Genomic DNA, 17,371 nt, shown 5'->3' with positions numbered 1-17,371 from the left:
AAAGCTGCTTAGGATAATCAATTGCAAAAATAAGGGGCACGGCCTGAGCCGTGCCCCTTATTTTTATACGGTAAATTTATGCTGCGGCCTTGGCGCGTGCGTCCTTCGCCTGCTTCAGGGCTGCCTTGGCCTGCTCGGCCAATGCTGCAAAGCCAGCGGCGTCGTTGGCGGCGATGTCGGCGAGGATCTTGCGATCCAAACCGTTGCCGGCCAGCTTGAGGCCGTTGATGAAGGTCGAGTAGCTCATGCCGTTGAGGCGGCAGGCTGCGTTGATACGCACGATCCAGAGAGCGCGATACTGCCGCTTCTTCTGCTTGCGGCCGGTGTAGGCGAACATGAGTCCGCGCTCGACGGCCTCTTGCGCTGCCTGATAGAGCTTGGATTTTGTGAGGAAATAACCACTGGCGCGCTTGAGGATCTTTTTGCGCCGGTCATTGCGTTTCGTACTCCGTTTTACACGGGGCATGGTGCTTCTCCTTTTGCGTACATCGTTTAAGCGGCTGGAGGTAAGGTGGCCTCTTCACTCGCTATGCAACTTCAGATCTCGGTGGACTTCCTTCCGTTCGTCCAGGGGCCTTTACGCTTTGAGTGGCCCTTTGCTTCGGCTTTACCTAACGCCGAGCGGCTCGATCTGAAAAACCGACAACTCCCTGCCTGAAACTCAGGCGTAAGGAATCATGCGTGCGACTTTGGCCGAATCCGCCTCAGAGACCAGAGTGATCGAGCGCAGATGACGCTTGGTCTTGGTCTTCTTCGAGGTGAGGATATGGCGCATCTTCGACTGGCCGCGCTTGAATTTGCCCGTACCGGTCTTCTTGAAGCGCTTTGCGGCGCCGCTGTGTGTCTTCAGCTTTGGCATTGGTGTTCCTAACGAAGTGCTACTTTTTGTATAACCCTTTGAGTATATACGACGATAGCCCGATGGATGGAGGCGATTCGCCCCTGACGCCCCCTTCTCCGAGTTATGGTCTAGTAAGCTGTTTAGAATCAGTTGATTGATCGAGGCAAATGACTTGATCCCGCTCTCCTGAGATCATAGATTCATGGCGAAAGAAGAGATCAATTCCAGTCAGGACGAGCTAAACGAGAGCTCGGATCGGGTGAAACTGCTGCCCGGGCGAACGCCGCCGAAGCCGTTCACGAAGGCGGACAACGAAGCACATCTGAAGGTGGTAGCAGAGAACATCCGCAGGAACGCCGGAAAGCCGATGCACTAGGAAATAACCCTGTGCAACAAGGCGTCATCTCACCGGAGCCAAGCGGCTGTATCGCGCGGCGCACTGGAGAGATCCCTGTATTTCGTCTTTGTCGCTGCTCCGTTCTTCCGAACCCAGAGAGAAAACTTTATTCGAGCGAAGTTATTTCGGGGATGCCGGTGCAGTATCAGGTGTCGAAGGCGTCGCCGACGACTGCTGCATCTTCTCTGCGAACTCTTTGCTGAGCTGCTGGACCTGCGGCTGAAGCGTGCCCATCTGCTGCATCATGGCACTCATGGTCTTGGTCATCAGCTGAGGAGATTTGGCGACCATCGCCTGGCCGGCGGGTGAGCGATAGAAGTTGAGGATGCCGTTCAGCTCGTCGTCGGTATAGGTATCGGAGTAGACCTGCACCATGACCGGCTTCATCTTGTCCCAGTTCAGATAGTTGGCCAGCAACTGGTTGAGCTTCTGCTGGTAGTCGTCATAGATGGTCTTTTGCTCAGGCGTGAAGTTCATATTGGCAGCCTGCTGGTCGGCAGACGCCTTCATGCGCGCTGTCATCTGGTCGATCATCTGACTCATCAGGTGGTCCATGTGGGTAAGCTGCAGCAACTCTTCTACTTTGGCCTGCTTGCTGCTGCTGGTGGCGGTCCCCTGAGCGTGAACGGCAACCGGTGCCACAAGGAATAATACGAGGAGGATACGGGTAATGAACTTCATGACTGATTCCTTCCAATGGAAGCCCCGGTTTGCAGGCGGAGCGGCGGTGAGCTTGACTTGAGTGTGTGTTGCCGAGAGGAAGCATACAGGAGACAGATGAGAACCTGTGTCGAAATCTTCATCTTCTGCCATAAGAACTGCATCATTGTTCAAAAGGTGCCGAGAACAGCACTGGCGTTGCAGGGCTAGCAGACGCTTAATGGAACAGGCGCAGCCTCTGCGCTATCTCTTTTGCGGTCACGGTATGACATCCAACAACGAAGTTCCTCTTCTCCGTTTCCACGGGCTAGACACGCTGCGCGCCGTCGCGATTTTAGTTGTGATGCTCTATCACCTGAACATGTATAGCCTTCTTCCGGCGGTTCTGAACCCGATCGCCTCGGTCGGCTGGGTAGGAGTAGACCTGTTCTTCGTCCTGAGCGGCTTTCTGATCGGCTCCCAGTTGCTGAAGCCCTATCTGAATGGAGAGGTTCCTTCGCTTAAAGAGTTTTACGCTCGTCGCGCTTACCGCATCCTTCCAGCCTATCTCGCGGTGCTGTTCCTCTACCTCACTGTTCCCTCGTGGAGGGAAGCACCCGGCCTTTACGCACCGTGGCAGTACTTCACCTTCACCTGGAATCTGTTCCTGCTGCACTATCCCGAAGCCCACGCGTTCTCTCATGTGTGGTCTCTTTGCGTCGAAGAGCACTTCTATCTGATCCTGCCATTGCTTCTTCTTGTGTTCATGCGCAGTCCAGCCGTCTGGAAGACCGTGGTACTGGTGCTTTCTATCGTTCTTGGCGGAATTGCTCTTCGTGCCTGGGTGCTTTACCACGTCGTCCTGAATCCCGGAGTCCCCGATGAGATGCACGGCCTCTTGATGATGAAGTTCATTTATTACCCGACCTACACACGTGTCGATGGGCTGGCGATAGGGGTTGGTCTGGCTATTCTTCGCACCTTTCGGCCATCGTGGTGGTCGCGCATCGCTCGCCACGGAAATCTCTTACTGCTATGTGGCGTGGCCGCAGTCGTCGTTGCGCTTCGTCTTTGCAACTTCGATTATCCAAGTCCGGATCTGCCCGCAAGTATTCTCTTTGCCTTCCCTGCGCTGGCGGTTGGATTTGGCCTGATGGTGGCCTCGGCGGTTTGCGATGGGAGCATCCTGAAAAGGCGTGTTCCCGGAGCTGCACCTCTCGCCGTCCTTGCTTATAGCCTCTATCTCACGCACAAATCCGTAGCGCATGTCACCCACCGGATGCTGCCTGTCTTAACTGCGCAAGCCGATTGGCGTTCCGTTTGCATCTACTTCGTTGCCTGCCTGTGCGCCGCCACGCTCCTCTACTTCGCTGTGGAACGGCCGTTCCTGAGGCTAAGGTCCAGGCGCTCCGCAAAGCAAAAATCTGCTGCTGTCGGTTCGGAAGTTCGGCTTGACCCTGCGATTTGAGAGAACATCGAACCGCCATCCCAAGCGAAGTGGCGGAAGACAGGCAAAGTAAAATTTCGGGCGGGTTTTGTACACAAAACTCTGCCCGCAGGAGTCCTATAAACGATGCGTCTTCGCACGATACTTCTGCTGGTCGTCGCTCTGGCTGCGCTGCTTACAGCGCCACACTGGGTAAAAAACACCACCGCGACCGAAGCCCGCGCACTGCACGAAGCCGCTCATGACACATCCGCCTATACGCTTCCGCCTGCGAAGCTGAAGCAGGCAGAGGGGCTCTTCCGTGTGCGGACGGTTCTCTACTTCGCCGGTAGTGTGTGGAGCATTCTGCAACTGCTTCTGCTGCTGGCGCTGGGCGTTCCGCCACGGCTGCGCGACCTTGCGGCCAGTGCCACGAAGAATCGGCTGGCGCAGTGCTTTTTATTTACGCTGCTGCTGTTCGGTGTGATTGCGTTGCTCGATGCTCCGCTGTATATCTACGGGCATCACCTGGGGCTGACCTATGGGCTCTCGGTACAGCACTGGCCGAGCTGGTTGTGGGATCAGGTCAAGAGCTTTCTGCTGATGTGGATTGTGGGCGGCATGTTGGTGATGGTGCTCTTCTGGGTCATCCGCCGCTCGCCGCAGCGATGGTGGCTGTGGTTCTGGGTTCCAGCGATGGCGGCGGTGCTGTTCGGTGTCTTTCTCTCGCCGGTGCTGGTCGATCCGCTCTTCAATAAGTTCGAGCCGTTGCAGCAATCGAACCCCGCCCTGGTCGCGCAGTTGGAGAAGGTGGTTGCACGCAGCGGCATCAGCCTACCTCCGGATCGCATGTTCTACATGCGCGCCAGCAGCAAAGTAACCGATCTGAACGCCTACGTCACCGGCTTTGGCCCATCGAAGCGGCTTGTCCTGTGGGACACAACCATTGCGCAGTCGACACCGGACGAGCTTTCCTCCGTCTTCGGACACGAGCTTGGGCATTATGCATTGCACCACATCGCGCTTGGCCTCGTGTTCACTGGCCTTCTGCTGCTGGTGGCCTTCTTCGTTGGGCAGAAGCTGACAGAGTGGGCGCTCCGCCGTTATGGAAGCCGGTGGCGCATCGCCTCGCAGAACGACTGGGCCTTTCTCGCGGTATTGCTGCTGGCGTTGAACACCCTGTCCTTCTTCTCCGCTCCGATTGAAAATGCCTTCAGTCGATCGATCGAGCACGCCGCCGATGTCTACGGGCAGGAGGCGATTCACGGCATCGTGGCCGATCCGCAGAAGGTAACGCAGCAGGCCTTTCAACGGCTGGGCGAGGCGTCGCTCGAAGATCCCACGGCGCACCCCTTCGTCGAATTCTGGACAGGCAGCCATCCATCGATTGAAAGTCGTGCAGCCTTCGCCGCCGCTTACAACCCCTGGGCAACAGGCGAGCATCCGAAGTATTTCTCCCCGTAAACGTCTACGCTTCAATAACGTATCGAAGAGAGTCCTGAACCAATGGCTACTGATTGTTTATTCTGCAAAATCATCGAAGGAAAGATTCCGGCGAACAGGGTCCACGAAGATGAGCTCTGTATCGGCTTTCCTGATATCAATCCACAAGCTCCTGTTCATTTGCTGATTATTCCCAAACAGCACATTGCCTCACAGGCAAAGGTCGCTGCGGAACATACCCCGCTTCTGGGCCACCTGCTTGCCACGGCCGCCGAGATTGCACGCACGCGCAAGCTCGACGGAGGCTATCGCGTCGTCGTCAACACCGGCGACGACGGCGGCCAGACGGTGAACCATCTGCACCTGCATCTGCTGGGCGGACGCCATATGGACTGGCCTCCAGGCTAGAGCGCATTTGCCGTGATATTCGGCTATGCAAAGCTATTTCCTCTCGGCGTAGCTTCCTTGCTTGTCATCCTCTCAGGTGCGGCTTCCTTTGTTTGTCATTCCCGAAGGGAATCTGCGTTTTGCCCGAATCGGCAAAACTACATCTGGAGGAGAACCGCTCTAAATTATTGGCGATGGAACGATCTATTACAGTGGAAAAGCCCTGCGAGACCTCTCGCAGGGCTTTTCATTTCTCGTTCGTCTCTTTCGGATGATTACTGGTTGAAGTTCGGCTCGTCTTCTTCCTCGATGCCATAGCGGCGCAGCAGGTTGGGCAGGTTCTGCGAGAAGGCAGAACGCGGCATAACCGTGTCGCAACCGGCTTCCGTAGCCTTTGCCTTCAGGTCACCCTGAAGATGCGAGAGGAAGCCAACGATGGACGTGCCTCGCTTGAGCTTCGCCTTCAGCTTGGGGATCAGGGTCAGCGGCTTGGCGTTCGCATTGTTGAGGTCGAAGACAATCAGGCCCGGCTTCTCTTCGTCTTTGCCCGTCAACTGGGCGATCGATTCCTTATCGTTCTTGATGAAGGCGATCTTTACGCCCAGCTTGCGCGCGGTCTCCTGAATCTTCGCGATGAAGAAGAGGTCTTCGATGAAGAAGAAGATCTTGGTCGGCGCGTCTTCGGGAATCGGAATAGCACGGCCCTGTGAGTAGTCGATCGGCTGTGAATCGCTTTGATAAGCGCTACGGCTGCTGCTGCGCGGCTGGAAGTTGCCGTGAGTCTCGATGGTGGAGGGAGGCGCATCGGCGAAGTTGCCGTTCACGGCGCGGTAGCTGTGGTCCATGGGGCCCACAAAGCTGCGCGGGCCGCGTTGCTGCTGCTGGCGTCCGCCGCCACCACCCTTGCGCTTGAAGCCATTGTTGCCCGGCTGATGAGTGTTGCTGTCACGATAGCCGCCGCCGTTGCTACCGTTGGCTACGTTACCCGGATTTTCCTGGGAGCGCTGGCGGTCGCGATCGCGAAACTTCTTCTTCCAGCGTTTGCCTGTCGAGGATCCACCAGAACCGCCGGAGCCGTTCTGCTGTTGCTGGCCGGAGTTGGGTTGGGATTGAGAGGGCTGCGTGCTGGCAGCTTGAATAGAGCCGATGGGTTGTGCGGTTTGCTCGCCGGAAAGCTGTACCGGCTGGGGGGCATCCGCGCCCTTGCTCTTCCGCTTACGGCGCCGACGACGGCTGCTCTTAGACTGCCCCATTCCGTGGGGGACGTTCGCCCCGGAGAACTGCTCGTCACCGTCCTGCTGACCGGCTGACATTGACGAACCCTGGGGCGATTGCACCTCGGGCACATTCTGCTCTGAAGTCATGCTTCCACTTCCTATTGCATTAGATAGCAATTAGCGGTTCACTCTCACGCCACGGGCCTCGTCGTCGCCGCGCAGATTTCGCGGAGCCAACCAAACCGGGATTGCAGCGTCGGAGGAAACGGTCTCAAAATACACTCGAACGGACGTCTTGGTATTGCCTGTTGGTTGTGACCAGCGATGAACTGCCAGTGTATACAACCTGGAACGCCTTACTTTGGCGAACCCTCACCCTCTACCTCTTTGCGACAGAGTCCCACAACTTCACTGTGTCTGGCTGCTTGCTGCCAATCTCTACAGGATCGCTACCAAATTGACGGCTACACAATGAGCGGCACCCACAGCCGGTTCACGAGGTAAGACTTAGAGTACGCGTAAAGGTAGCGATTGGCAAGAACTCTCTTTGCCGAGCCGCCTGCCCATTCTTTGCTGCATTGCTTCCCTATACCTATATAGATGAAGCTCATGCGCTCGGCAGCCGGAGGCTGATCCGGAATAAAAGAAGCAAAAGCCGCTCAGGGGAGCGGCTTTTGCGTATCTAATGGCCAGTCACTGGCCTCCCATAAAGACTTCCGGTAAGGAAGTGAGCCACTCAGTCGATGGCTAAACCCTCATCGGGGATTAGCTTCTTTCGATCCGGGGCATTACAACTGCGCTTCGATATCGACTCGGAGGAGTAATGCTGAGATAGATAGCAATCGATTGGCCAAACTGTAACCACTGATTTGCTGGACTTAGCAGCCATCTTTCGGTTGAGCTACCCAAAAATAGAAGTACGGCCTTCGTCGCGCTATGTTTTTTAGGATATTTCGTCGGAGAAATCCCGTTTGACCGGCTTCGAGGGCAGCCCTATAATTCGAGATGTTCCGCCAACCCTCTCGCTTGCCGACGGTTTCTTTGTTATGCTGACCGCGGTGTTCGAGGCAAAAGGTAGTCACGCTTTTCGAGCGTCACCATCAAGAGGATGCAGGAATGGCTCGGAAGGTCGCGATTGGTGCGCCTACGGCCGGATGATTTGGAATGATCCCCGAAGGAGTATCACACACCGCATGAACCGTACCCTTACGCTAGTCTCCGCCCTTGGCGCGGGATTGTTGACCGTTGCCGGGATGGCCCAAACAACGACGCCCACCACCCAACCCGCCGCTCCTGCTGCTGTGGCGCCACACGCTGAACCAGCAAAGATTGCCCTGATTGAGTATGAGCAGGTTGCAGCCGCTACCAACGAAGGTCAGCGCGCTATCCAGGAGATTCAGAGCAAGTATGCCCCGAAGAAGACCCAGATCGATTCTGAGTCTGCCGAGGTGGATTCGCTGAAGAAGCAGCTGCAGAGCGCGCCTGCGACCCTCTCGGACGAGGACCGCGCCAGCAAGCTGCGCACGATCGATACCAAGGAAAAGCAGCTCCAGCGCGATGCGCAGGATGCTACCCAGGCCTATAACGCCGACCTGCAGGATGCTTTGGGCAAGGTTGCGCAGAAGCTTGGACCCACGGTTGTGAAGTACGTTCAGGAGAATGGCTACACCCTTCTTCTCGACCTCAGCGGCCAGCAGGCTCAGGGAGGCGTATCGGTGATGTGGGCAACCCCCGGAACCGATATCTCTCAGGCGATCATCGAGGCCTACAACGCCTCTTCGGGTGTCGCTGCTCCTGCTCCTTCTGCTCCGACCCCGGCCGCGCACCACTCGACTACAACGCACCCTGCAACTACCAAGAAGTAAGCAAGCCATCTTTCATGAAAAGGGAGACCTCCTCGGAGGCCTCCCTTTTCATGTTTCTGTGGAAAACTCTGTGGATTTTCCCGATCACATAGCGGTTTGACGATGCTGTGGAACACATCTTCCTATCGGGTAGATGCGTTCGGCCATGTGTAACTCTTCGCGAAGCATAGTGTTGCGAGTAAATATGCAGTATTTTGCAGCTATTTCTGTGCTGAATTAGCAAGCCTAGCGATTTCAAGGGTTTCCACAGAGCGATGTTACGAATGGATTACAGGGGCCAATTCTCCCCTGTAATCGTAAGGTATGCTCGCTCATCTGTTTCGCACTGGAAACCAGTCTTCGAGGTAACCAGCGCGATTACTTTCTACTCTTCTCCTACCTTGAGCACAGCGAGGAAGGCTTCCTGCGGGATGTCGACCTTGCCGATTCGCTTCATGCGCTTTTTGCCCTCTTTCTGCTTTTCGAGCAGCTTGCGCTTACGGCTGATGTCTCCGCCGTAGCACTTGGCGATGACGTTTTTGCGGATGGCGCTGACGGTCTCGCGCGCGATGACCTTGGAGCCGATGGCGGCTTGAATGGCAACCTCGAACATCTGTCGCGGAATCAGTTCGCGCATCTTCGATACAAGTGCGCGGCCGCGCTGCTGGGCGAAGTCCCTGTGGATGATGACGGAGAGCGCGTCGACGGGGTCGCCGCCGATCAGAATATCCATCTTGACCATGGGCGAGACCCACGAGCCTGCGAGAGCGTAGTCGAGCGACGCATAGCCGCGGGAGACGGTCTTGAGGCGATCATAAAAATCCAGAACGATCTCGTTCAGCGGCAGCTCATAGGTAATCATGACGCGGGTGTCGGAGACGTACTCCATGTTCTGCTGACGTCCGCGCTTCTCTTCGACGAGCTTCAAGATGCCGCCGACGTACTCTTCGTTCGTCAAAATCTTGGCGATGATGACCGGCTCTTCAATTTGCTCGATGTTGGAAGGGTCAGGCCAGCGCGAAGGATTATCGACCTCGATGACACTGCCGTCGGTGAGCGTGATCTTGTAACGGACACCGGGTGCTGTCGTGATGAGGTCGAGGTCGTACTCGCGCTCCAGCCGCTCCTGAATGATCTCGAGATGCAGCAGCCCGAGAAAGCCGCAGCGGAAGCCGAAGCCGAGCGCGACGGAGGACTCCGGCTCGAAGGAGAAGCTGGCGTCGTTAAGGCGGAGCTTCTCGAGCGCATCGCGCAGCATGGCGTGCTCGTGCGAGTCGACGGTGTAGAGACCAGCGAAGACCATGCTCTTGATGTCTTCGAAGCCGGGAAGCGCTTCGGTGCAGGGATTTTCGACCGAGGTGATCGTGTCGCCGACCTTGGTGTCGGCTACATTTTTGATCGTCGCCACGAAGAAGCCGACTTCGCCTGCGGTAAGCTCGACCATCTCGACCGGCTTGGGAGTCATGACGCCCATGCTCTCGACGTCGAAGGTCTTGCCGTTCGACATGACCTTGATCTTCATGCCCTTGCGCAGCTTGCCGTTGACGATACGGGCGAGGACTATGACGCCTCTGTAGGCGTCGAACCAGCTATCGAAGATCAGCGCCTGTAGCGGCGCCTCGGGATCGCCCTGCGGCGGCGGCAGCAGCGTCACGACGGCTTCGAGAATATCGGCGACGTTGAGGCCGGTCTTGGCCGAGACCGCAATAGCGTCATCGGCAGGTAGCCCTACAGATTTTTCGATCATCTCCTTGGTGCGCTCGATGTCGGCGCTGGGGAGATCGATCTTGTTGATGATGGGAATGATCTCAAGGCCGCCCGCGATGGCGAGATAGGCATTGGCGAGCGTCTGTGCCTCGACACCCTGCGAGGCGTCGACGACGAGCAGCGCGCCTTCGCACGATGCCAGCGAGCGTGAGACCTCGTAGCTGAAATCGACGTGGCCGGGTGTGTCGATCAGGTTGAGCTGGTAGGTCTCGCCGTCGTGCGCCTTGTACATCATGCGCACGGTGTGGGCCTTGATGGTGATGCCGCGCTCGCGCTCAAGGTCCATGGCGTCAAGCACCTGCGCCTGCATCTCGCGCGAGGTCAGCGAGCCGGTCAGCTCCAGCAGCCGGTCGGAGAGGGTGGACTTGCCATGGTCGATATGCGCGATGATCGCGAAGTTGCGGATGTGACTTGGATCCATACGGGGTGCGAACTGCCTCAACCTTCGATGCTATCACTGCGACGGCTCGTGGTGAACGTGAGGTGTCCGCAATGGGGCGGATGCAAGATGCTCAGGTTTTGGGCACGCAATACGTCTTACAATGAGCAGGGAAGATGGCTCGGACAACTCTACTATTCAAAGATGTGCGGCGATGGGCACTGGTGGCAGCGTGCGCGCCGCTGGTGATGCTTGCGGGCTGCCCGCAGAATCCGGGTGCGACAACGGCCAAGGTGCCTGCACAGGCGACGGCCCCGGCCATTGCAAATAATCCGACAGGTAAAGCGCAACCGGCAGGAAAGGTTGCTGCTGCGAAGCCCCAACCGGTCGATCCCGAGAAGAGCTATAAAGAACAGCAGTTGATCAACCATGCCGAGCAGCTCTATCGCAATGGTGTCGACAACTACAGCGCGGGCCATCTCGATGCGGCGCGCGCAGACTTCGATTCTGCCGTGGATGCGATGTTGATGAGCGGGATGGATCTGAAGGGCGACCCTCAGCTCGCCGATGAGTTCGATCATCTGGTGAGCGCGGTGAACTCGTTGGAGATGGTGGCACTGAAGCAGGGCAATGGATTTTCGCCGACGATTGAAGCGGCGCCGCTCGATGCCGCCAATGAGGTCACCTTTCCTGCGAACCCCGCATTGACTGCGAAACTCGAAGCCGAGTTGAAGACAACGCAATCTGACTTTCCTCTGGTCATCAATCAATACGTCGCAGGCTTCATCAGTTATTTTTCAAATTCACCGACTGGCCACGCGCACCTATTGCGCTCGCTTGAACGTGCAGGCAGATACAAAGACATGATCTCGAAGGACCTGCGCGAAGAAGGGGTTCCGCAGGACCTGATTTACCTGGCAGTCGCGGAGTCCGGCTTTCAGCCGCAGGTAGTGAATGCGCAGTCGGGTGCGGGCGGCATGTGGCAGTTCATGCCGTTTCAGGGAGCGTATGGGCTGACGCGCAATGGATGGTTCGACGAGAGGTTCGATCCGGAGAAGTCGTCGAAGGCATATGCGCGCTATATGAAGGAGCTCTACAACCAGTTTGGCGACTGGTATCTGGCGATGGCGGCGTACAACTGGGGTCCGGGTAACGTGCAGCGTGCAGTGATGCGCACCGGCTATGCAGACTTCTGGGAGCTGTACCGGCGTAATGTGTTGCCGACTGCGACCAAAAATTATGTGCCGGGTATTATTGCCGCGATCATCATGGCGAAGAATCCAACGCAGTACGGGCTAGACAAGGTGGTTCCCGAGCCTGCGGTCGTCTCCGATACTGTGACGGTAAGCTATGCGGTGGACCTCCGCCTGGTTGCGGATGTGACCAATGCAACGCTGCCGGAGATCGTTGGGTTGAATCCGAGCCTGCTGCGCATGACCACGCCGCGCGATATCCCGTTCGACCTGCACATTCCTGTTGGCACGAGCGAACTTTTTGCATCGCGGATCAAACAGATTCCGGAGGACAAGCGAGATACCTGGCGCTTCCATGTGGTGCACGAAGGCGAGACGCTCGATGGCATCGCAACGACATTTCATACTCATGCGAGCGACATTGCAGAAGAGAATGGCGTTACCGGAAACGACGGCGTCGATGCAGGCGATGAGCTGGTGATTCCGATCGCAGCGCCTCGTGCGGTAGCCCATCCGCAGACGTATAAAGTGCGTCGCGGCGATACGCTGGTTACGGTTGCCGATCGCTTCGGCGTAACGGTAGAGCAGCTTCGCCGCTGGAATCACCTGCGATCAAACGCTGTGGCGACGGGGCATTTGCTGCGCGTATCGGAGCCTGTGAAGCTGGCTCCGCGCGTTCGTTCTCATAGCAGATCGTCACGAGGAAGCGCTCGATCTTCCGCATCATCACACTCGAAATCACATGGGTCCGAGCGCAGCACGACAAAAAAGACGAGCGAAAAATCCAAACACACCGTCTCCAAAACGAAACGGAAAGCTACCCGATAAGCTACCTTTGAAAAAGAATTGCTTGCCTTCGGTAGCGCTTGGATGCATCCTGTTGCTAGAATCTCGTCGCAGGTATTAAAAGAAAGATTTTGTTGCGTCGTATTTGTAGCGAAGAGTCAGAGCAGTGGTGAGGGGAAATGACAATGACGTTCGACGACACAATTCGGTTCTATGCAGCAGCCGCAGATGACAGCCACGACTTCGCCGATGAAGTAGAAGAGGACGATCTGCGCCACCGCTTTGATGAGGACGATGAAGAAGAAGAGGTCACTCTGAGTTCAGAAGACGACGAGGATGAGATCGACGAGGACGATGAAGAGGACGATGCTCTGAGCCGGCCGGACACCCATGCCGAAGAGGCGAGCCTCTTCAGTATGCCGCCCTCACCGGTCAGCGGCTATACGCCTCCGACCAGAGAGGCGACTCTTCCTGTAAGCATCCCGGCTCCCGCACAGGCTGCTAAGCCCGCAGCCAAAAAGACGGCGGCAAAGAAAGCTCCTGCAAAGAAAGCAGCGCCCGCAAAGAAGTCCACGCCTGCGAAGAAAGTTGTCGCCAAAAAGGCTCCTGTAAAGAAGGCAGCAGCGAAGAAAGCTCCGGTGAAGAAAGCCGCAGCAAAGAAGGTCGCGGCGAAGAAGAGCCCGGCCAAAAAGAAGACATTGAGTTCTGCCGCGAAGAAGTCCAGTGCTCTGCGCGGCGGTAAGGTCGCCTCTAAAAAGGCGTCCGGCAACAAGAGCACTGCCAGCAACAAAAAACCAACGAAGAGAGGTAATACCTTGGCAACCAAGAAAGCAGCAGCAAAGAAGGCCCCTGCAAAGAAGGCAGCGGCAAAGAAGGCCGTGAAGAAGGCTGTAAAGAAGGCCCCAGCGAAGAAGGCAGCAGCGAAGAAGGCTCCTGCAAAGAAGGCTGCAAAGAAGGCCGTGAAGAAGGCTGTAAAGAAGTAAGCAACTAACCTAAGGCAAGCAAAAAGGCCCGGACACTCGATTGAGAGCCCGGGCCTTTTTGCGTCTGTTGATATCTCTACTTCTTCGCTTCTTCGATGGCGGCGAGGACCTCTTCGCTGTGGTGCTCCACCTTAACGTCGGGCCAGAACTTCACTACTTTACCCTTGGGCGAGATCAGGAACGTCTGCCGCTTGGCGAAGTGCATATCGCCGTGGGTCATCACCGGAACACCGTACTCATCGACGACCTTGTGGTCGGGATCGGCCAGCATCTTGAAGCTGAAGGTGTCCTTCGCACACCATTCCTTGTGGCTGGCAACTGTGTCGAGGCTAACGCCCAGGACGACTGCATTCAGGGCATGATACTTCGTCAGATCGCGCTGGAAGTTGTGCGCTTCGATCGTGCAGCCCTGAGTCTGGTCCTTGGGATAGAAGTAGAGGACGACCCACTTCCCTTTGAACTCGCTGAGGCTGATGGGCCGGTCTTCCTGTGAGGGAAGAGTGAAGTTGGGTGCGGTCATACCGACCTTCACCGTGTCCGTATCGTCGGCAGCATGGGCCTTCAATCCAATGCCGCATGTCGCTACCAAACCTATGATTGCTGCAAGCAAAATTCCTTTGCGCATCTTCGTTCCCCTTTGTGAAGCATGATGAATAGACGAGCCCATTTCTCAATAGGACTCCTGCTCAATCCCTTTGGTTACGACGTCGCAACAACATTGTGACAATTGAACTATTTAGCAAGAATAGCAATGCCAGCGGCATCTGCGGCGGCGACGATGGCGGCAGGATCGAACATCAGCGTTCTCCCTGCCTCGACTGCGAGGCAGGTTGCGCCTGCACGGTGCATCGTCTGGATAGTGGCGACGCCGATGACCGGTACGTCGAAGCGCATATCCTGATTGGGCTTAGCGACTTTTACGACAGTCAGCGAACGGCTTAGGGTGGTCTCGCCGCCATCGTCGAGAGTGCGAAAGAGAGCCCCGGCGCGCTCGATGGTGGCGTCCGTACCCTCCATGGCCTCGACCGCGACGCAGGCCTGCGCGGCGATCACGACGGTCTGGCCGAGGTCGTACCCGGCAATCGCCCGGGCCACAGTACGGCCATACTCAACATCTTTCAACTCTTCATCACTGGGAGCGCGGCTGGTAAGAACCCCCGCCTTTGCCAGCAGAGGTTCGAGATACGCAGTCGAGGAGATCAACTCGATGCCCTCGTCTCCAAGAACCTTGGCCACGGCTCCGAGCAGCATATCGGTGTTGCGGGTGCGCAGGTTGAGCAGAAGTTTTGCCAGACGCCAGTCAGGACGGATGCTCGAAAAGATCTGCTTGTGCTTGACCTGTCCGGCCATGACGGCGCGCGTGACGCCTTCGGTCTGGAAGGTCTCGATAAGGCGTGACAGTTCGCCAAGCGACATCCAATGCACGTGAATGTCAGCATCGGCTGCGGCGCGAGCGTCCATCTCCGGATCGGTCTCCTCCTTGATCGCCGCGACGACCACCTGAAGGCCATGGGCACGCGCAGCGTCAAGAAGGAGAAAAGGGAAGCGACCGTTTCCGGCGATGAGGCCGAGTTTATCCATATCCAATGATGCCATTACAACGCGAAGCCTACTTCTTGCCTTCGACTTCGTCCCTGAGGTGGATGGTGCGACCGGTCTGCGCGGAGCGCCGTGCGGCGTCCAGAATGCGTACGACAGTAACGTTGGTGTCGAGCGAGGTCAGGTCATGCTGCGGCGTAAGCGTTCCGCCGAGCACCGCGCCAAGGTAGTTAAGCGAATTATTCTGCGGCGGCGCAAGCGGTGGCGCATCTTCGACGTGCTCAGTGTGCTCGCCGGGCAGACGAACGCGCAGCTTCACGCCCGGTGCGCCGTCCACATACAGCGTGTCGATATAGCCCTTCACGCCATAGACCTCCATGTCTTTGCGGTCGAAGGGCCAGTTCCACGAGCCCTGAATGATGGCCTGCGCGTGCGGATAGGTGAGGATAATGGTGCTGTCGTCATCGACCTTGGGATAGATCTGCGGCTTGATGTGCAGGGTCACAGCCGTAACAGTAAGTGGCAGCTCGCCATGCATCATCCACGTAGTGAGATCGACGCCATAGCAGCCAAAGTCGAAGAGCGCTCCAGCGCCGTTCAGCTTCGGATCGGTAAGCCACTTGAAGAAGTCCGGGCTGACGCCGATCTCCTTGGGCCCGCGATGCCCATCGTGGAAGACGAGCTTACGCAGCTCGCCGATCTGCCCGGTCTCGAGCATGTTATTCGCCGCCGTGTTGGAGGCATACCAAGTCGTCTCATAGTTAGTGAGCACAGGAACGTTGTACTTCTGCGAAAGCCTCTGAATCGCCAGAGCATCTTCGACAGTGGTAGCCAGCGGCTTCTCGACCATCGCGGCAATATGCAGCGGCGCAGCCTGCTCAATAGCAGCGCGATGCTCGGCGATAGCAGTGTAGACAAGAATCGCCTGTGGATGTGTCTTAGCCAGCATCGCCGCTTCGGACGGATAGAAGAGGCTATCAGGGAGATGGAACCGCGCGGCATACTTCTGGCGAAGCGCAGCATCGGGTTCGGAGATGCCGACGAGATCGACATCAGGGTGCGAGGGCAGCTCGTGCAGGAAGCCCATGATGTGATCATGGTTCAGTCCAACAACAGCGACGCGGATGTGAGCCGAGTTCTGCGCCGAAGCAGAAGCAAGCGTGAGCGCACCAAAGACAAAGAGGCCGACGAAGGATTTAAAGACGCAACGGAGAGAGGAGGTCATAGGTGCAGACCAGTCTACCTTTCCGACCGCAAATAACGCTTTAACAGCCGAATTATTTGATGATGCCGCGGTCGCTATTGGCGATAAAGTCGGCAAGATACGCAACGTGTTCGCCAGCGCCCTTCGCAACCGTCTCTCGAATGGCTTCAAGCGCCTGTGTCGTATTCAGCTTCGAGGCCTGCAGCAGCCGATAGGCCGCGCGCAGCTCCTTCAACTGCTCCGGCGTAAAACCGCGCCGTTCCAGGCCTACCTTGTTCAGTCCATAAGCATGGTTATTGCGCTCGATGCTGGTCAGCGAGTAGGGCAGCACATTCTGCGTGATCGTCGTCCCCCCGCCGATGTACGAATACTTGCCGATGCGGCAGAACTGGTGCACCGGGCAAAGCGCGCCGACGACAGCATAATCCTCGACGATGACGTGTCCAGCCAGCGTAGCCGAGTTGGCCAGAATGCATCCATTGCCGATGTGCGAATCGTGGCCGATGTGGGTGTACGCCATAATCAGGCAGCTGCTCCCCACCGTCGTCACCCCACCTCCGCCCGTCGTCCCGCGAGAGATGGTGACGTACTCGCGAATGGTGTTGTCGTCGCCAATCGTCACCCGCGTCGGCTCGCCCGCATACTTCAAATCCTGTGGCGAAATACCCAGGCAGGCAAAAGAGTAGATGCGGTTCCGGTTGCCAATCGTTAGATGCCCATCGAGGACGACATGCGACACCAGCTCGCACTCTTCGCCCAGCACAACGTTCGCTCCAATCGTGCAGTACGGGCCGACCGTGCAGGACTCCGGAATCACAGCCCCTGCGGCGACGATGGCGGTCGGGTGGATGCTCACTCTGCCGGTACCTCGGCGTCAGGCTTCTTCGCCGCGCGCGGCACAAGCTGGCACATCACCGTCGCTTCGCAGGCCACCTTGCCATCAACGGTCGCGATGCCCAGCATCTTCACGGCACGGCTGCGCCACTGCAACACGGTGACTTCAATGCGAAGCTGATCCCCCGGAACAACAGGCCGGCGAAACTTCGCATTATCGATTCCGGTGAAGACCATCAGCTTGTCGGCGCGGTCAGGAATCTCGGTCAGCAGCAACGCTCCACCCGCCTGCGCGATGGCTTCGACCATCAGCACGCCGGGCATGATCGGATAGTCAGGAAAATGTCCCTGAAAGTGCGGCTCGTTCAGAGAGACGTTCTTGATGGCGACGATGCGCTGCTTGCGCTCCATCTCGACCACGCGGTCGATCAGCAGAAAGGGATAGCGATGCGGCAGGATGGACATGATCTCGACGATGTCCATCGTCTGTTT

The 17,371-nt window shown here is 57.3% G+C and carries 17 protein-coding genes; 7 read left to right on the top strand and 10 right to left on the bottom strand.

All coding sequences use genetic code 11. The features are described from left to right. Positions 1–76: 76 nt before the first annotated feature. Both rplT and rpmI read right to left on the bottom strand, forming a co-directional pair. On the bottom strand, positions 77–466 hold the full coding sequence (gene rplT, locus IEW09_RS00640; RefSeq protein WP_188552244.1) for a 50S ribosomal protein L20: 390 nt from the start codon (positions 464–466) through the stop codon (positions 77–79). A 195-nt stretch (positions 467–661) separates the two neighbouring features. Next, positions 662–859 carry a 50S ribosomal protein L35 gene (gene rpmI, locus IEW09_RS00635; protein ID WP_035350027.1) on the bottom strand — a complete coding sequence of 66 codons (198 nt, stop codon included), beginning with the start codon at positions 857–859 and terminating at the stop codon, positions 662–664. Between the two features lie 184 nt (positions 860–1,043). Here rpmI and IEW09_RS00630 point away from each other — a divergent pair, with 184 nt between their 5' ends. Beyond that, complete coding sequence (locus IEW09_RS00630) at positions 1,044–1,217, top strand: hypothetical protein (protein ID WP_188552243.1); 174 nt, start codon at positions 1,044–1,046, stop codon at positions 1,215–1,217. Between the two features lie 141 nt (positions 1,218–1,358). Here IEW09_RS00630 and IEW09_RS00625 read toward each other — a convergent pair whose 3' ends face one another. After that, positions 1,359–1,919, bottom strand: coding sequence for a DUF2059 domain-containing protein (locus IEW09_RS00625; protein ID WP_188552242.1), 561 nt, complete (start codon positions 1,917–1,919; stop codon positions 1,359–1,361). 199 nt (positions 1,920–2,118) lie between these two features. Between IEW09_RS00625 and IEW09_RS00620 the strand changes: the two genes are divergently transcribed. The 3 genes from IEW09_RS00620 (at position 2,119) to IEW09_RS00610 (ending at position 5,154) form a co-directional block, all read left to right on the top strand. Beyond that, positions 2,119–3,345, top strand: a complete 1,227-nt coding sequence (locus IEW09_RS00620) for an acyltransferase family protein (RefSeq protein ID WP_229738981.1) — start codon at positions 2,119–2,121, stop codon at positions 3,343–3,345. Positions 3,346–3,450: 105 nt separating this feature from the next. After that, a complete protein-coding gene (locus IEW09_RS00615) occupies positions 3,451–4,767 on the top strand; it encodes a M48 family metallopeptidase (protein ID WP_188552241.1) in 1,317 nt (438 codons plus the stop codon). Between the two features lie 42 nt (positions 4,768–4,809). Further along, complete coding sequence (locus IEW09_RS00610; RefSeq protein WP_188552240.1) at positions 4,810–5,154, top strand: histidine triad nucleotide-binding protein; 345 nt, start codon at positions 4,810–4,812, stop codon at positions 5,152–5,154. A 254-nt stretch (positions 5,155–5,408) separates the two neighbouring features. Here the strand turns inward: IEW09_RS00610 and IEW09_RS00605 are convergent, their stop codons facing one another. Continuing rightward, positions 5,409–6,497 carry a response regulator gene (locus IEW09_RS00605; protein ID WP_188552239.1) on the bottom strand — a complete coding sequence of 363 codons (1,089 nt, stop codon included), beginning with the start codon at positions 6,495–6,497 and terminating at the stop codon, positions 5,409–5,411. Positions 6,498–7,543: 1,046 nt separating this feature from the next. On the opposite strand from IEW09_RS00605, the gene IEW09_RS00600 reads away from it, so the two are divergent. Then, the gene (locus IEW09_RS00600; protein ID WP_188552238.1) at positions 7,544–8,215 is read left to right on the top strand and encodes an OmpH/Skp family outer membrane protein; all 672 of its coding nucleotides are present in this window, start codon (positions 7,544–7,546) and stop codon (positions 8,213–8,215) included. A gap of 364 nt (positions 8,216–8,579) precedes the next feature. Here the strand turns inward: IEW09_RS00600 and lepA are convergent, their stop codons facing one another. After that, positions 8,580–10,382, bottom strand: coding sequence for a translation elongation factor 4 (gene lepA / locus IEW09_RS00595; RefSeq protein WP_188553128.1), 1,803 nt, complete (start codon positions 10,380–10,382; stop codon positions 8,580–8,582). Positions 10,383–10,516: 134 nt separating this feature from the next. On the opposite strand from lepA, the gene IEW09_RS00590 reads away from it, so the two are divergent. Together IEW09_RS00590 and IEW09_RS18635 are read left to right on the top strand one after the other, a co-directional pair. After that, a complete protein-coding gene (locus tag IEW09_RS00590) occupies positions 10,517–12,361 on the top strand; it encodes a transglycosylase SLT domain-containing protein (RefSeq protein WP_229738980.1) in 1,845 nt (614 codons plus the stop codon). Between the two features lie 137 nt (positions 12,362–12,498). Beyond that, positions 12,499–13,302 (top strand): hypothetical protein, encoded by an 804-nt coding sequence (locus IEW09_RS18635; RefSeq protein WP_229738979.1) that lies wholly within the window; start codon positions 12,499–12,501, stop codon positions 13,300–13,302. A 76-nt stretch (positions 13,303–13,378) separates the two neighbouring features. Here the strand turns inward: IEW09_RS18635 and IEW09_RS00580 are convergent, their stop codons facing one another. The 5 genes from IEW09_RS00580 to fabZ all read right to left on the bottom strand — a co-directional run bounded on the left by IEW09_RS00580 (position 13,379) and on the right by fabZ (position 17,362). Then, the gene (locus tag IEW09_RS00580) at positions 13,379–13,927 is read right to left on the bottom strand and encodes a peroxiredoxin (protein ID WP_188552237.1); all 549 of its coding nucleotides are present in this window, start codon (positions 13,925–13,927) and stop codon (positions 13,379–13,381) included. A 107-nt stretch (positions 13,928–14,034) separates the two neighbouring features. Further along, positions 14,035–14,898 carry an LpxI family protein gene (locus IEW09_RS00575; RefSeq protein ID WP_229738978.1) on the bottom strand — a complete coding sequence of 288 codons (864 nt, stop codon included), beginning with the start codon at positions 14,896–14,898 and terminating at the stop codon, positions 14,035–14,037. A gap of 13 nt (positions 14,899–14,911) precedes the next feature. Continuing rightward, entirely contained in the window at positions 14,912–16,066 is a 1,155-nt protein-coding gene (locus IEW09_RS00570; RefSeq protein ID WP_188552236.1) for a Gfo/Idh/MocA family protein, read from the bottom strand. 52 nt (positions 16,067–16,118) lie between these two features. Further along, positions 16,119–16,901, bottom strand: a complete 783-nt coding sequence (gene lpxA, locus IEW09_RS00565; protein ID WP_188552235.1) for an acyl-ACP--UDP-N-acetylglucosamine O-acyltransferase — start codon at positions 16,899–16,901, stop codon at positions 16,119–16,121. After that, positions 16,898–17,362, bottom strand: a complete 465-nt coding sequence (fabZ, locus tag IEW09_RS00560; RefSeq protein ID WP_229739110.1) for a 3-hydroxyacyl-ACP dehydratase FabZ — start codon at positions 17,360–17,362, stop codon at positions 16,898–16,900. The genes lpxA and fabZ overlap by 4 nt, the downstream gene beginning before the upstream one ends. Between the last annotated feature and the right edge of the window lie 9 nt (positions 17,363–17,371).

Source organism: Edaphobacter dinghuensis (assembly GCF_014640335.1).
Lineage (GTDB): Bacteria > Acidobacteriota > Terriglobia > Terriglobales > Acidobacteriaceae > Edaphobacter > Edaphobacter dinghuensis.
Note: the sequence above shows the minus strand (reverse complement) of the source record. Positions and strands in the feature narration are given on the sequence as shown.

What these genes read in the sequence shown, in the direction of transcription:
- rplT (WP_188552244.1), bottom strand. Translation starts at nt 466, where the DNA reads ATGCCCCGTGTAAAACGGAGTACGAAACGCAATGACCGGCGCAAAAAG.
- rpmI (WP_035350027.1), bottom strand. Translation starts at nt 859, where the DNA reads ATGCCAAAGCTGAAGACACACAGCGGCGCCGCAAAGCGCTTCAAGAAG.
- IEW09_RS00630 (WP_188552243.1), top strand. Translation starts at nt 1,044, where the DNA reads ATGGCGAAAGAAGAGATCAATTCCAGTCAGGACGAGCTAAACGAGAGC.
- IEW09_RS00625 (WP_188552242.1), bottom strand. Translation starts at nt 1,919, where the DNA reads ATGAAGTTCATTACCCGTATCCTCCTCGTATTATTCCTTGTGGCACCG.
- IEW09_RS00620 (WP_229738981.1), top strand. Translation starts at nt 2,119, where the DNA reads ATGGAACAGGCGCAGCCTCTGCGCTATCTCTTTTGCGGTCACGGTATG.
- IEW09_RS00615 (WP_188552241.1), top strand. Translation starts at nt 3,451, where the DNA reads ATGCGTCTTCGCACGATACTTCTGCTGGTCGTCGCTCTGGCTGCGCTG.
- IEW09_RS00610 (WP_188552240.1), top strand. Translation starts at nt 4,810, where the DNA reads ATGGCTACTGATTGTTTATTCTGCAAAATCATCGAAGGAAAGATTCCG.
- IEW09_RS00605 (WP_188552239.1), bottom strand. Translation starts at nt 6,497, where the DNA reads ATGACTTCAGAGCAGAATGTGCCCGAGGTGCAATCGCCCCAGGGTTCG.
- IEW09_RS00600 (WP_188552238.1), top strand. Translation starts at nt 7,544, where the DNA reads ATGAACCGTACCCTTACGCTAGTCTCCGCCCTTGGCGCGGGATTGTTG.
- lepA (WP_188553128.1), bottom strand. Translation starts at nt 10,382, where the DNA reads ATGGATCCAAGTCACATCCGCAACTTCGCGATCATCGCGCATATCGAC.
- IEW09_RS00590 (WP_229738980.1), top strand. Translation starts at nt 10,517, where the DNA reads ATGGCTCGGACAACTCTACTATTCAAAGATGTGCGGCGATGGGCACTG.
- IEW09_RS18635 (WP_229738979.1), top strand. Translation starts at nt 12,499, where the DNA reads ATGACAATGACGTTCGACGACACAATTCGGTTCTATGCAGCAGCCGCA.
- IEW09_RS00580 (WP_188552237.1), bottom strand. Translation starts at nt 13,927, where the DNA reads ATGCGCAAAGGAATTTTGCTTGCAGCAATCATAGGTTTGGTAGCGACA.
- IEW09_RS00575 (WP_229738978.1), bottom strand. Translation starts at nt 14,898, where the DNA reads ATGGCATCATTGGATATGGATAAACTCGGCCTCATCGCCGGAAACGGT.
- IEW09_RS00570 (WP_188552236.1), bottom strand. Translation starts at nt 16,066, where the DNA reads ATGACCTCCTCTCTCCGTTGCGTCTTTAAATCCTTCGTCGGCCTCTTT.
- fabZ (WP_229739110.1), bottom strand. Translation starts at nt 17,362, where the DNA reads ATGGACATCGTCGAGATCATGTCCATCCTGCCGCATCGCTATCCCTTT.